General features: G+C 67.2%; 12 protein-coding genes. 7 read left to right on the top strand and 5 right to left on the bottom strand.

What is annotated here, in order from left to right:
• Window positions 1-67 precede the first annotated feature (67 nt).
• The gene (locus JI752_RS08400) at window positions 68-1,423 is read right to left on the bottom strand and encodes a dihydroorotase (RefSeq protein ID WP_216962200.1); all 1,356 of its coding nucleotides are present in this window, start codon (window positions 1,421-1,423) and stop codon (window positions 68-70) included.
• Window positions 1,399-1,656, bottom strand: coding sequence for a membrane protein insertion efficiency factor YidD (gene yidD, locus JI752_RS08395; protein WP_216962197.1), 258 nt, complete (start codon window positions 1,654-1,656; stop codon window positions 1,399-1,401). Before yidD ends, JI752_RS08400 begins: the two co-directional genes overlap by 25 nt.
• 265 nt (window positions 1,657-1,921) lie before the next feature.
• Here yidD and dksA point away from each other — a divergent pair, with 265 nt between their 5' ends.
• The 3 genes from dksA (at window position 1,922) to JI752_RS08380 (ending at window position 4,198) form a co-directional block, all read left to right on the top strand.
• Window positions 1,922-3,019 carry an RNA polymerase-binding protein DksA gene (gene dksA / locus JI752_RS08390; protein WP_216962194.1) on the top strand — a complete coding sequence of 366 codons (1,098 nt, stop codon included), beginning with the start codon at window positions 1,922-1,924 and terminating at the stop codon, window positions 3,017-3,019.
• A gap of 148 nt (window positions 3,020-3,167) precedes the next feature.
• Complete coding sequence (locus JI752_RS08385; protein ID WP_216962191.1) at window positions 3,168-3,626, top strand: nucleoside deaminase; 459 nt, start codon at window positions 3,168-3,170, stop codon at window positions 3,624-3,626.
• 53 nt (window positions 3,627-3,679) lie between these two features.
• The gene (locus tag JI752_RS08380; RefSeq protein WP_216962188.1) at window positions 3,680-4,198 is read left to right on the top strand and encodes a DUF2314 domain-containing protein; all 519 of its coding nucleotides are present in this window, start codon (window positions 3,680-3,682) and stop codon (window positions 4,196-4,198) included.
• Between the two features lie 58 nt (window positions 4,199-4,256).
• On the opposite strand, the gene JI752_RS08375 is transcribed toward JI752_RS08380, so the two are convergent.
• The 3 genes from JI752_RS08375 to cysS form a co-directional block, all read right to left on the bottom strand.
• On the bottom strand, window positions 4,257-5,477 hold the full coding sequence (locus JI752_RS08375) for an MFS transporter (protein WP_254200582.1): 1,221 nt from the start codon (window positions 5,475-5,477) through the stop codon (window positions 4,257-4,259).
• Between the two features lie 61 nt (window positions 5,478-5,538).
• Window positions 5,539-5,991, bottom strand: a complete 453-nt coding sequence (locus JI752_RS08370; protein ID WP_216962182.1) for a SufE family protein — start codon at window positions 5,989-5,991, stop codon at window positions 5,539-5,541.
• A 171-nt stretch (window positions 5,992-6,162) separates the two neighbouring features.
• Window positions 6,163-7,530, bottom strand: a complete 1,368-nt coding sequence (gene cysS, locus JI752_RS08365; RefSeq protein WP_216962179.1) for a cysteine--tRNA ligase — start codon at window positions 7,528-7,530, stop codon at window positions 6,163-6,165.
• A gap of 226 nt (window positions 7,531-7,756) precedes the next feature.
• Between cysS and JI752_RS08360 the strand changes: the two genes are divergently transcribed.
• From JI752_RS08360 to JI752_RS08345, 4 genes are all read left to right on the top strand, one after another.
• A complete protein-coding gene (locus JI752_RS08360; protein WP_216964166.1) occupies window positions 7,757-8,170 on the top strand; it encodes a hypothetical protein in 414 nt (137 codons plus the stop codon).
• Window positions 8,171-8,449: 279 nt separating this feature from the next.
• A complete protein-coding gene (locus JI752_RS08355) occupies window positions 8,450-9,469 on the top strand; it encodes an N-acetylornithine carbamoyltransferase (RefSeq protein ID WP_216962176.1) in 1,020 nt (339 codons plus the stop codon).
• Between the two features lie 75 nt (window positions 9,470-9,544).
• Window positions 9,545-10,789, top strand: coding sequence for an argininosuccinate synthase (locus JI752_RS08350; RefSeq protein WP_216962174.1), 1,245 nt, complete (start codon window positions 9,545-9,547; stop codon window positions 10,787-10,789).
• 7 nt (window positions 10,790-10,796) lie between these two features.
• Window positions 10,797-11,885 carry an acetylornithine deacetylase gene (locus tag JI752_RS08345; protein ID WP_216962171.1) on the top strand — a complete coding sequence of 363 codons (1,089 nt, stop codon included), beginning with the start codon at window positions 10,797-10,799 and terminating at the stop codon, window positions 11,883-11,885.
• Window positions 11,886-12,034 lie beyond the last annotated feature (149 nt).

The following is a 12,034-nucleotide window of genomic DNA, read 5'->3' as shown; positions in this document are numbered from 1 at the left end:
ACGGGCGTGGATGCACAGCCTGCCAGCGCCGTCGCCAACAGCGACAGCGCGATCACGAAGCCACGTCTCATCGATCGAAGGCCAGGCGCTGGCCCTGCGGCTGGCCCACCAGCTGGCGGCCGTCCCACGCGAGCATGCCGTTGACCCAGGTCGAAGCGATGCGGGAACGGAACGTCGTGCCTTCGAACGGCGACCAGCCGCACTTGGACAGCACGTCCTCGCGCTGCACGGTGAACGGCGTGTCGTCGATCAGCACCAGGTCGGCTGCGTAGCCTTCGCGCAGGAAGCCGCGTCCGATCACGTCGAACAGCTGCGCCGGCGCGTGCGCGAACTTCTGCACCACCTGCGCGGTGGTCAGTCGTCCTTCGTGCACCAGTTCGAGCGCGGCGTTCAGTGCGTACTGCACCAGCGGCAGGCCGCTGGGCGCGCCGGTGTACGGCCGCGCCTTTTCTTCCAGCGTGTGCGGCGCGTGGTCGGTGGCGAGCACGTCCAGCACGTCATCGGCCAGCGCCTGGATGATCGCCTCGCGATCGCTGGCGTCCTTGATCGCCGGATTGCACTTGATCAGGTGCCCCAGGCGCGCATAGTCGGCGCGATCGAAGCGCGTGAAGTGGATGCAGGTTTCGGCGGTGATGCGCTTGCGGCTGCCGTCGGCGCGCACCAGCGGGCCACGCTCGAACAACGCCAGTTCGTCGGCGGTGCTGATGTGCAGCACGTGCAGGCGCGAGTCGTGCTTGCGCGCCAGCGACAGCGCCAGCTGCGTGGACTTCATGCACGCCTCGCGCGAACGGATGTCCGGGTGGCACGCGGCCGGGATGTCGTCGCCGTACTTCGCCTTGTAGCGGGCGAGTTCGGCGTCGATCATCGGCGTGTCTTCGCAGTGCGTGATGATCGGCGTGGGCGCGTCGCGGAAGATGCCGTCGAGGATCTCCGGGTTGTCCACCAGCATGTTGCCCGTGGAGGCGCCCATGAAGACCTTGATGCCCGGCGCGCTGCGCGGGTCCAGCGACTGGATGGCGGCCAGGTTGTCGTTGCTGGCGCCCATGTAGAAGCCGTAGTTGCCCCAGGCGCGGCCGGCGGCGCGCCGGTACTTGTCCTCCAGCGCCGCCGCGTCGAGCGTGGGCGGGCTGGTGTTGGGCATGTCCATGAACGTGGTCAGGCCGCCGGCGACGGCCGCGGCCGATTCGGTCGCCATGTCCGCCTTGTATTCCATGCCCGGTTCGCGGAAATGCACCTGGTCGTCGATCATGCCCGGCAGCAGGCGACGGCCGGCGGCGTCGATCACCGTCTCGTTGGCGCGCGCCGACAGGCCGCTGCCGATCTGCGCGATCTGGCCGTCCTCGAAGCGCAGGTCGCCGTCGAATTCGCGGCCTTCGTTGACCAGGCGGGCGTTGACGATCAGCGTCGAAGGGGTCGATGGCATGAGTGTTTCCCGGATGAAGGTTCCGGCACGGGATCGATCCCGCCCGGGTGAAGGGGATGGCAACGCAGGATCCGGCGCAACGCAAGCCAGCCGCCCTTGAACGCGCCGAAACGGGCGATGGCCTGCATGGCGTATTCCGAACAGGTCGGGTGGAAGCGGCAGCGCGGACCAAGCAGCGGACTGATCCAGCGCTTGTAGCCGCGCAGCACGACGATGAGGAGACGGTCGATCACGGTTCCTTAATGCGGACAGGCACTTGAATATGCGGTTGCCGCAGGTGCCGGGGCAGGGTATAACAGCGCGCTTTCCCGTCACAAGGCTCCAGTTTCCGGTCGATCCGAACAGGACGGCCGCACTTCGCGGAACCGGCACGATCCTGGCGTCCGAGAAGAGTTCCGGCACTTGCATGCCGTAACGCAAAGTGGGGCATGCTGTGCTGCACACCGCCTTCGGACCTGCCGTCCGGAGGTCCTCAGGGAACAGAAGGACACGTCGCTCGTGGCAGTGAAAAAAACCGCGAAGAAGGCCGCCAAGGCCATCAAGAAGACCGTCAAGCCGGCCGCCAAGAAGGCCGCGTCCAGCAAACCCGCAGCAAAGAAGACCGCGGCGAAGAAGCCGGCCGCCAAGAAGGTGGTCAGCAAGAAGCCCGAAGCCAAGAAGGCGGCCCCAGCCAAAAAGGCGGCACCGGTGAAGAAGCCGGTCGCCAAGAAGGCGGCTGCCACCAAGAAGGCGCCGGCCAAGGCCGCCGCTGCCAAGAAGCCGGTGGTCGCCAAGAAGGCGGCCCCCGCGAGCAAGCCGGTCGCCAAGCAGGCTCCGGCGCCCGTAAAGAAGGCCGCCCCGGTGAAGACCACGCCGGTGAAGGCCGTTCCCCCCAAGGAAGGCAAGCCCACGGCCGCAAAGCCGGAGAGCAAGCCTGTCGTCAAGAAACCCGCAGCCGTATCGGCCCCCGCCACCCCGGCGGCGCAACCGGTCGCCAGCAAGCCAGAAGTTGCCAAGAATCCAGTGACACAGCCCGTATCCAACAAGGCGCCTGCACCCAAGGCGGCGGCCGCCAGCACCCCCGCGACCAAGACCGCTCCGCGCCCGGCCGGCAAGGTGGCCGTGGCCGTCGTCGCCAAGCCGCAGGCCCCCGCGCCGAAAGGCAAGGTCAAAGTCGTGCCGTACTCCACCGATGAAGCCACTGGGCGCCCCATCGTTCCGAAGGGCTACAAGCCCGCGGTCGATGAGGAATACATGAACCCGCTCCAGCTCGAGTACTTCCGCCAGCGCCTGCTTCACTGGCGCGCGGATCTGGTCGAGGAATCCAAGCAGACGATCGAGAACCTCAAGGACGAAGTCCGCGACGTCGGCGACGAGGCCGAGCGCGCCACCCGCGAGACCGAAAACTCGCTGGAGCTGCGCACCCGCGACCGCTACCGCAAGCTGATCAGCAAGATCGACAGCACGCTCAAGCGCGTGGATTCGGGCGACTACGGCTACTGCGTCGACACCGGCGAGGAAATCGGCCTGGAGCGCCTGGAAGCGCGCCTCACCGCCGAGCGCACCATCGACGCGCAGGAGCGTTGGGAACACCTGCAGAAGCAGATGGGCGACTGATCCACGCGATCGGTCCGCTCCATACGGAAAGCCCGGCCTCGCGCCGGGCTTTTTCGTTTCCGTTCGCGGGTTCTCGCCAAGCGCAGTCCATGCGGGCCGTTGGCCGCGGGCGCATGCTTGACGCTGCGATCCAGCAGAGGCACGCGTCATGGCAGAACCCGTCGACTTCACGCGCGAGGCCATCGCCCTTGCACGCGCCAACATCGCCGCCGGCGGGCGTCCGTTCGGCGCGGTCGTGGTGCGCGACGGCGAAGTTCTCGCGCGAGCCGTCAATCGCATCCACGAGACGAACGATCCGTCCGCGCACGCGGAGCTGCTCGCCATTCGCGAGGCTGCGCAAGGCCTGGGCACGCCGCGCCTGGACGGTGCCGTGGTGTATGCAAGCGGTCACCCGTGTCCGATGTGCCTGGCGTTGATGCACCTGTGCGGTGTGACGCGCGCGTACTATGCGTATTCGAACGAGGACGGCGAGCCGTTCGGTCTGTCGACGGCCACCGTGTACGGGCAGATGGCGCTGCCGCCGTCGCAACAGGCGCTGCATGTGCAAGCGCTACGCCCGGAACGCGAGGGCGGCCTGTACGAGGCGTGGCGCGACGCGCATGGCTGAACCACGGCGGTGCGTTCTTCCCGCAAAGCAAACCCGCCTAATCAGTACGAACAATGACGATGATCTGCGCATTCCTGTCACGATGTCCGAAGTATGCCTTCGTGCTGATGGCGGCAATCCTGGTGTCCGCTTGCGATTCCGGGGACGTTTCAGTTCCCGCATCCCATCAGAAATGGGGTGTTGCAGAAGACGATCACGAGTGGCATCAAGCCCCCGCGGACGCCAATCGGTCGTATCCAACGTTTATCGAGCGACTTCGGAAACCAGACGGAGCCACGGGTTTTTCCGTGAAAGTTCTGCTGACAGTCGGGGGGAAGAAGGAGTATCTCTGGCTGAATCCTGTTCGGCTGGATGGCGCGGGCTTGCGCGGTACGATCAACAATCGGCCGGTGGCATTGGCAAGCTCAATGTATGGGCAGAGTATCGAGATCCGCTCTGATGATGTGGTGGATTGGATGTATCAAGTCGGCGGCAAGACCATAGGAGCTCGCACAGCCTGCGCCAGCCTGGCGAAGGTCGATCCGGAAGCTCGGCGTGCGTACATTTCCAAGTACGGCCTGCAATGCGAGTAGCCACAAGCCGTGAGTCGCCCGTGAGCGCTCACGATGTCAGCCCCAGCGCCATCGTCGGCTAGTGCAGCTCGCGCAAATCGAGCCGGCGCAGCTTCGGCGCCAACTTCGCCGTCACGCCCACCACCGCCAGCGTCATGCAGCCGCCGAAGATCACCGACGGCACCAGGCCCAGCAGTTTCGCCGCGACGCCGGACTCGAACGCACCCAGCTCGTTCGACGAGCCGATGAAGATGCCGTTGATCGACGACACGCGTCCGCGCATGTGGTCGGGCGTGGCCAGCTGCAGGATCGTCGAACGCAGCACCACCGACACGCCGTCGCACATGCCCGAGAACATCAGCATCAACGCCGACAGCCACAGGTGGCGCGACAGGGCAAAGCCGATGATGCACAACCCGAAGCCCGCCACCGCGATCAGCAGGATGCGCCCCGCGTTGCGTTGCAGCGGCCGTCGCGCGAGGTAGATGCCCATCAGCACGGCGCCGACGGCGGGCGAGGCGCGCAGCAGGCCCAGGGCTTCGGGGCCGTAATGCAGGATTTCGCTGATGAAGGCCGGCAGCAGCGCGACCGCGCCGCCGAACAGCACGGAAAACATGTCCAGCGCCTGCGCGCCCAGCACGACTTGCGTGCTGAAGACGAAACGCAGGCCCTCGCCGATGCTTTTGAACACCGGCGCACGCTCGGCCGGCATCGGCGGTTCGGTCACGCGCAGCGAGATCACCGCGATCGCCGCCGCGGCCGCGAAGGCCGCCGCCACCAGGTAAGCGGACGTCTTGCCGCCCCACGCCACCAGCAGACCGCCGGCGGCGGGGCCGAGCACCAGGCCGGTCTGCATCACCACGCTGCTCACGCCGGCGCCGCGCGCGAACTGCTCGCGCTTGAGCACCCGCGCGAACAGCGACATGTACACCGGCGCCAGGAACGCGCGCACCACGCCATTGACCGCGATCGCCGCGTAGATCGTCAGCGTGCCGAACCAGGACGTGCCCGCCGGCAGCACGCCGCCGGCCACGCCGGCCAGCGTCAGCGTCGTCAGCAGCAACCCCAGGCACGCCGCCATGCCGAGCTTGCGTCGCGGCAGGTGGTCCACGGCGTAGCCGGCGAACAGCGCGAAGCAGAAATACGGGATGACTTCCGCCAGGCCGATCAGGCCGAGCGCGAAGGCGTCGCGGGTGAGCTCGTAGACGTGCCAGCCGACCGTCACCGCGACGATCTGGTAGGACAGCATCGCCAGCAGGCGATACGTCAGCAGGCCGGTGAAACCGCGATTGCGCAGCAGCTCGCCGACGCCCGTCGTGGCGGGCGGTTCGGCCTGAGTGGCTTCGCTCACCGGCGCGGGCTCACAGCGCCTGGCGCGCGCGTTCGCGGATGAATGCCAGCAGTGCGGCCAGGCCGTTGCTGCGCGTGGGCGAGAGGTGCTTGGCCAGGCCGATCTCGGCGATGTAGTCGGCGTCGGTGTCCACGATCTCCTGCGCACTGCGTCCGGAGTAGACGCGCAGGGCGAGGTAGATCAGGCCCGAGACGATGGCCGAATCGCTGATGGCGTGGAAATCCAGGCGATTGCGGTCGCCGTCGGCGACGATCCACACCATCGACTGGCAGCCGTGCAGGCGGTGTTCCTCGCTCTTCCACTCCGCCGGCAGGTCCGGCAGCTTCCGACCGAGGTCGATCAGGTACTGGTAGCGCTCGGACCAGTCGCCGAAGAAGGCGAACTCCTCGCGGATCGCTTCCTGCGCCTCGCGCGGGCTGGCTTCGGTCGGAAACGGGCTGGTGGGGGCGGCGATGGCGTTCATTGCGATGTGATTTTACGCGCGCTGCGGCAACGGTCGGTGAGGTGTGGCTTGCGGGACTTGGCTATTGCGCTGGGCGCGACGGCGCCGAGCTCGCCACGATGCGGCTTCGCGACCCCTCCCCAACCCTCCCCTGCAAGCAGGGGAGGGAGCAGGGCGCTGGGAGGGCGAGCGCTACGCCCGCTTCCAGCGCACGCCCTGGGGCGTGTCTTCCAGCAGGATGCCCTCGGCCGCGAGCTGGTCGCGGATCGCATCGGCGCGGGCGAAGTCGCGCGCCTTCTTCGCCGCGACGCGCTCATCGATCAGCGCCTGGATGCGCCCGTCGTCGTCGTTGCTCGCACCACGTGCGAACCACGCCGCCGGATCCTGCTGCAGCAGGCCGAGCGCCACGCCGGCGCCGAGCAGCTCGCCCTTGAGGCGCTGCTTGTCTTCCATCGACTCGGCCTTGCGCGCCTCACCGGCGATGCGGGCGATCTCGGCCAGCACCTGCGGCGTGTTGAGGTCGTCGTCCAGCATGGCCTCGACGGCGGCCGGGATCGCCGCATCGGCCGGCATGTCGGCCAGGTCGCGCAGCGTGCCGTAAAGGCGGTCCAGCGTGCGGATGCTCTGCTCGATCAGCGCGTCCGACCACTCCAGCGGCTGGCGGTAATGCGCCGAGAGCAGGGCCAGGCGCAGGGCCTCGGGCGGGTACTCGCGCACCAGGTCGTGCACGCGCTGGATGTTGCCCACCGACTTGGCCATCTTGGCGCCGCCGAAGTTCAGCATGCCGTTGTGCAGCCAGAAGCGGGCGAAGGGCTTGCCGCCGTGGGCGCACTCGCTCTGCGCGATCTCGTTCTCGTGGTGCGGGAACTGCAGGTCCACGCCGCCGGCGTGGATGTCGATGGTTTCGCCCAGGTGGGCGGCGGCCATCGCCGAGCATTCGATGTGCCAGCCCGGGCGGCCGCGGCCCCAGGGCGAATCCCAGCCGGGGAGGTCGTCGGTGGAGGGCTTCCAGAGCACGAAGTCGCCCGCATCGCGCTTGTACGGCGCCACGTCGATGCGCGCGCCGGCGATCAGTTCCTCGGTGTCGCGACGGGACAATTTGCCGTAGTCGGCGAAACTTCCGACCGAAAACAGCGCGTGGCCCTCGGCCGCATAGGCATGGCCGGAGGCGATCAGGCGCTGGATCATCTCGATGATCTGGCCGATGTGGGCGGTGGCTTCCGGCTCGAGGTCCGGCGCCTTCACGCCCAGCGCCGCCATGTCTTCGCGGTAGGCGGTGGCGAAGCGAGTGGTGATCTGCGTGATCGGCACGCCCTGTTCGCGGGCGGCGTTGTTGATCTTGTCGTCGACGTCGGTGATGTTGCGGGCATAGGCCAGTGCGCCGTAACGTCGGCGCAGCAGCTCGGCCAGCACGCCGAAGACCACCGGTCCGCGGGCATTGCCGATGTGCACGAAGTTGTAGACCGTGGGCCCGCAGACATACATGGTCGGGCGGGCGGGATCGAGTGGCACGAACGGCTCGACCCGTCGCGTCAGGCTGTTGAAGAGGTGCAGGCTCATGGAGTTACCGCCGGAAGTGCCGGCCATTCTAGCGGCAGTGCCGTCCGCTGCGGTCCGACCTGTCCGGGCGGAGCCGGGACGGAAAGCTAAAGGCGGGGTTCAGACCACGCCCGTCGTATCCGCTTACAATTTCTGAACATTTTCCGACCCTGCGAGAGTGATGGCCCGTCGAGTCCCGTTCCCGTCCGCCTTGTCCCGGTCCTTTGCCGGGTTCGTCGCGGCGGTCCTGTGGGCCGGCTCGGCGCAGGCGCAGCAGCAGCCGGCGACGCAGAACACGGTCATCCAGGCGGAGAACGTCCGCTTCGACTACGCCCAGGTCCTGCGCGTGACGCCGGTCTACCAGACCCTGCGCGCCAGCTCGGTCGAAGAGAAGTGCGAGAGCGAGGACAAGGGCGATTCGCGCCTGTCGCGGGTGGTCGGCGCCGTCAAGGAAGCCCTGACGCGCGAGGAGAAGGAAAAACAGGCCGCCGAGTGTCGGCCCGTGTCCGTCGACCGCGAGTTCCGCCGACCCATCGCCTACGACGTGGACTACACCTACAAGGGCGCCAAGTACCGCTCGCGCCTGCCCGAAGACCCCGGAAATCGCCTGCGTATCCGCGTTTCCGTGACGCCGGTCGTGCAGCCGCCGCGCAGCCGCTGACGCAGCGCGTCGATCCCTGACTTGCACCCGCGCCGGGTGCATGCGAGCATTCGCACCCTCGATGAACGCCCACTACGCCGACGCCGACGTGCTGACCTCTGCCTACATGGCGGCGGGGATGACCTCGCGCGCGCGCCGACCGTACCCCTGCCAATCCGCTGGGTAACGGTCACTACGCGCTTTCGCAACAGGCGAAGTGACACACGAAAAGCCCAGCCTACGCGCTGGGCTTTTTTGCTTTTCGGCCCAGCGAACCACCTTCCCACCGGAACGCAGTCGATGACCCACAAGCATTTCCTCAATACCCAGGACTGGTCGCGCGCCGACCTCGACGCACTGCTCGTGCAGGCCGCGCAGTTCAAGCGCAGCAAGCTCGGCGACCAGCTCAAGGGCAAGTCGATCGCGCTGGTCTTCTTCAATCCGTCCATGCGCACGCGCACCAGCTTCGAGCTGGGCGCGTTCCAGATGGGCGGCCACGCCGTCGTGCTGCAGCCGGGCAAGGACGCATGGCCGATCGAGTTCAACCTCGGCACCGTGATGGACGGCGACACCGAAGAACACATCGCCGAAGTGGCGCGCGTGCTCGGCCGCTACGTCGACCTCATCGGCGTGCGCGCGTTCCCGAAGTTCGTCGACTGGCAGTACGACCGTCAGGACATCGTGCTCAACAGCTTCGCCAAGTACTCGCCGGTGCCGGTGATCAACATGGAGACGATCACCCACCCGTGCCAGGAGCTGGCGCACATCCTCGCGCTGCAGGAGCACTTCGGCACCAGCGACCTGCGCGGCAAGAAGTACGTGCTGACCTGGACCTACCACCCCAAGCCGCTCAACACCGCGGTGGCGAATTCGGCGCTGACCATCGCCACGCGCATGGGCATGGACGTGACGCTGCTGTGCCCGACGCCGCAGTACATCCTCGATGAGCGCTACATCGGCTGGGCCGAGCAGAACGTCGCCGAGAGCGGCGGTTCGTTCGCCGTCAGCCACGACATCGAAAGCGCGTACCGCGGCGCGGATGTCGTCTACGCCAAGAGTTGGGGCGCGCTGCCGTTCTTCGGAAACTGGGAGCCGGAAAAGCCCATTCGCGAGCAGTACAAGCACTTCATCGTCGACGAAGCCAAGATGGCGCTGACCAACAACGGCGTCTTCAGCCACTGCCTGCCGCTGCGCCGCAACGTGAAGGCGACCGACGCGGTGATGGACTCGCCGCAGTGCATCGCCATCGACGAAGCCGAGAACCGCCTGCATGTGCAGAAGGCCATCATGGCCGCGCTGGTGCGCGGCCGGGATTCGTGATTCGGGATTGGGGATTCGCAAGAGCGAACACCGTCCACCTCTTTCCACTTTGAACTCCTTTCCAGAGATCCCCCAATGTCCCAGCAAAGCGCTTCCACGAATCCCGAATCCCGAATCCCGAATCCCGGCTCCAAGGACATCGTCCTCGCCTTCTCCGGCGGCCTCGACACCAGCTTCTGCGTCCCGTACCTGAAGGAGCGCGGCTGGAACGTCCACACCGTGTTCGCCGACACCGGCGGCGTCGATGCCGAGGAGCGCGCCTTCATCGAAGCGCGTGCCGCCGAACTCGGCGTCGCTTCGCACGTCACGGTCGATGGCGGACCGGCGATCTGGGACGGCTTCGTCAAGCCGTTCGTGTGGGCGGGCGAGGGTTACCAGTCGCAGTACCCGCTGCTGGTGTCCGACCGTTACCTCATCGTCGATGCCGCGCTCAAGCGCTGCGACGAACTGGGCACGAAGGCCATCGCGCACGGCTGCACCGGCATGGGCAACGACCAGGTGCGCTTCGACCTGGCGGTGAAGGCGCTGGGCGATTACGAGATCGTGGCGCCGATCCGCGAGATCCAGAAGGAACACACCGAAGTCCGCGCCTACGAGCAGAAGTACCTGGAAGACCGCGGCTTCGGCGTGCGCGCCAAGCAGAAGGCGTACACGATCAACGAGAACCTGCTCGGCCTGACCATGTCCGGCGGCGAGATCGACCGTTGGCAGGCGCCCGGCGAAGGTGCCGTGGGCTGGTGCAAGCCGCGCGCCGAATGGCCGACGCAGCCGCTGCGCGTGAAGATCGGCTTCGTCAACGGCGAAGCGGTGACGCTCGATGGCCAGAAGATCGAAGGCCACACGATGCTGGCCAAGCTCAATGGCCTGTTCGGCCAGTACGGCGTGGGTCGCGGTCTCTACACCGGCGACACGACGATCGGCCTGAAGGGCCGCATCATCTTCGAAGCCCCGGGCCTGACCGCGCTGCTCGCCGCGCACCGCGCGCTGGAAGAAGCCGTGCTGAGCAAGCAGCAGAACCGCTTCAAGCCCGACGTCGCGCGCAAGTGGGTGGAGCTGGTGTACGAAGGCTTCTTCCACGATCCGCTCAAGACCGACCTGGAAGCGTTCCTGCAGTCGAGCCAGTCCACCGTCAACGGCGAAGTCACGCTGGAGACGAATGGCGGCACGGTCACGGCGGTCGCCATCGAGTCGAAGCACATCCTCAACGCCAAGGGCGCGACCTACGCGCAGGCGGCCGACTGGGGCGTGGCCGAGGCCGAAGGCTTCATCAAGCTGTTCGGCATGAGCAGCACGCTGTGGGCCGAGGTCAACCGGAAGTAACCCGGACATGCTCGCCAAGACCCTCAAGCATCTCGAAGCGCTGGTGTCGTACGACACCCGCAATCCGCCGCGCGACATCGGCACGGGCGGCATCTTCGACTACCTGCGCTCGCAGCTCGACGGCTTCCGCATCGACGTCATCGACCATGGCGACGGTGCGGTGTCGATGCTCGCCGTGCGCGGCAACCCGACTCGTCTGTTCAACGTGCACCTGGACACCGTGCCGTCGTCCGAAGCGTGGAGCGCCGATCCGCACGTGCTGCGCGTCACCGCCGATCGCGCGATCGGCCTGGGCGCGTGCGACATCAAGGGCGCCGCCGCCGGCCTGCTCACCGCCGCATCGGTGACGCAGGGCGATGCCGCGTTCCTGTTCTCCACCGATGAGGAGGCCAACGATGCGCGCTGCATCGCGGCCTTCCTCGCCAGCGGGCACGCGTTCCGGGATGTGATCGTCGCCGAACCGACGATGTGCGAAGCCGTGCTCGCGCACCGCGGCATCAGCTCGGTGCTGATGAAGTTCCGCGGCATCGCCGGCCATGCCTCGGGTGCGAATGCGATGCACGCCAGCGCACTGCACCAGGCGATCCGCTGGGGCGGGCATGCGCTGGACTATGTCGAAAGCCAGGCGCACCAGCGTTTCGGCGGGCTGACCGGCCTGCGCTTCAACATCGGCCGCGTCGAAGGCGGCATCAAGGCGAACATGATTGCGCCCAGCGCCGAGCTGCGTTTCGGTTTCCGTCCGCTGCCGTCGATGTCCATCGACGCGCTGCACGAGCGCTTCGGCACGCTGGTCGAGGCCGGCGCGGTGGAGCGTTACGAGGAAACCTTCCGTGGGCCGTCGCTGCCGTCGGGCGATATCGCCGATGCGGAAAACCGCCGCCTCGAAGCCCGCGATCTTGCCGACGCGCTGGGCCTGCCGATCGGCAACGCGGTGGATTTCTGGACGGAGGCGTCGTTGTTCTCCGCGGCCGGCATGACCGCGATGGTGTACGGCCCGGGCGATATCGCCCAGGCGCACACCGCCGACGAATGGGTCGCGCTGGAGCAACTGAACCGCTACACCGAATCGGTAACCCGCATCCTCGAAACTGCCTGATCTCCGCACAACCGTAAGCCAGCTGTTGGAGCCCCCTTGAGTCAAGGGGGCGGCCTCGCCGAAGGCGAGGCGGGGATATGGCACTAGACCCTGAGGGGGCCGCGAAGCGGCCTCCGCCGGCCCGAAGCAGATGCAACAACGCACTTCTT

The sequence above is a fragment of the Lysobacter sp. MMG2 genome, assembly GCF_016735495.2.
Lineage (GTDB): Bacteria > Pseudomonadota > Gammaproteobacteria > Xanthomonadales > Xanthomonadaceae > Lysobacter_J.
The sequence above is the reverse complement of the archived record's forward strand: the minus strand, read 5'-3'. Positions and strand labels throughout refer to the sequence as shown.

Excerpts from the sequence above, each read along its gene's own strand:
- cysS (WP_216962179.1), bottom strand. The coding sequence starts at position 7,530 with ATGAGCCTGCACCTCTTCAACAGCCTGACGCGACGGGTCGAGCCGTTC.
- JI752_RS08345 (WP_216962171.1), top strand. The coding sequence starts at position 10,797 with ATGCTCGCCAAGACCCTCAAGCATCTCGAAGCGCTGGTGTCGTACGAC.
- JI752_RS08400 (WP_216962200.1), bottom strand. The coding sequence starts at position 1,423 with ATGCCATCGACCCCTTCGACGCTGATCGTCAACGCCCGCCTGGTCAAC.
- JI752_RS08380 (WP_216962188.1), top strand. The coding sequence starts at position 3,680 with ATGACGATGATCTGCGCATTCCTGTCACGATGTCCGAAGTATGCCTTC.
- JI752_RS08355 (WP_216962176.1), top strand. The coding sequence starts at position 8,450 with ATGACCCACAAGCATTTCCTCAATACCCAGGACTGGTCGCGCGCCGAC.
- JI752_RS08385 (WP_216962191.1), top strand. The coding sequence starts at position 3,168 with ATGGCAGAACCCGTCGACTTCACGCGCGAGGCCATCGCCCTTGCACGC.
- JI752_RS08350 (WP_216962174.1), top strand. The coding sequence starts at position 9,545 with ATGTCCCAGCAAAGCGCTTCCACGAATCCCGAATCCCGAATCCCGAAT.
- JI752_RS08370 (WP_216962182.1), bottom strand. The coding sequence starts at position 5,991 with ATGAACGCCATCGCCGCCCCCACCAGCCCGTTTCCGACCGAAGCCAGC.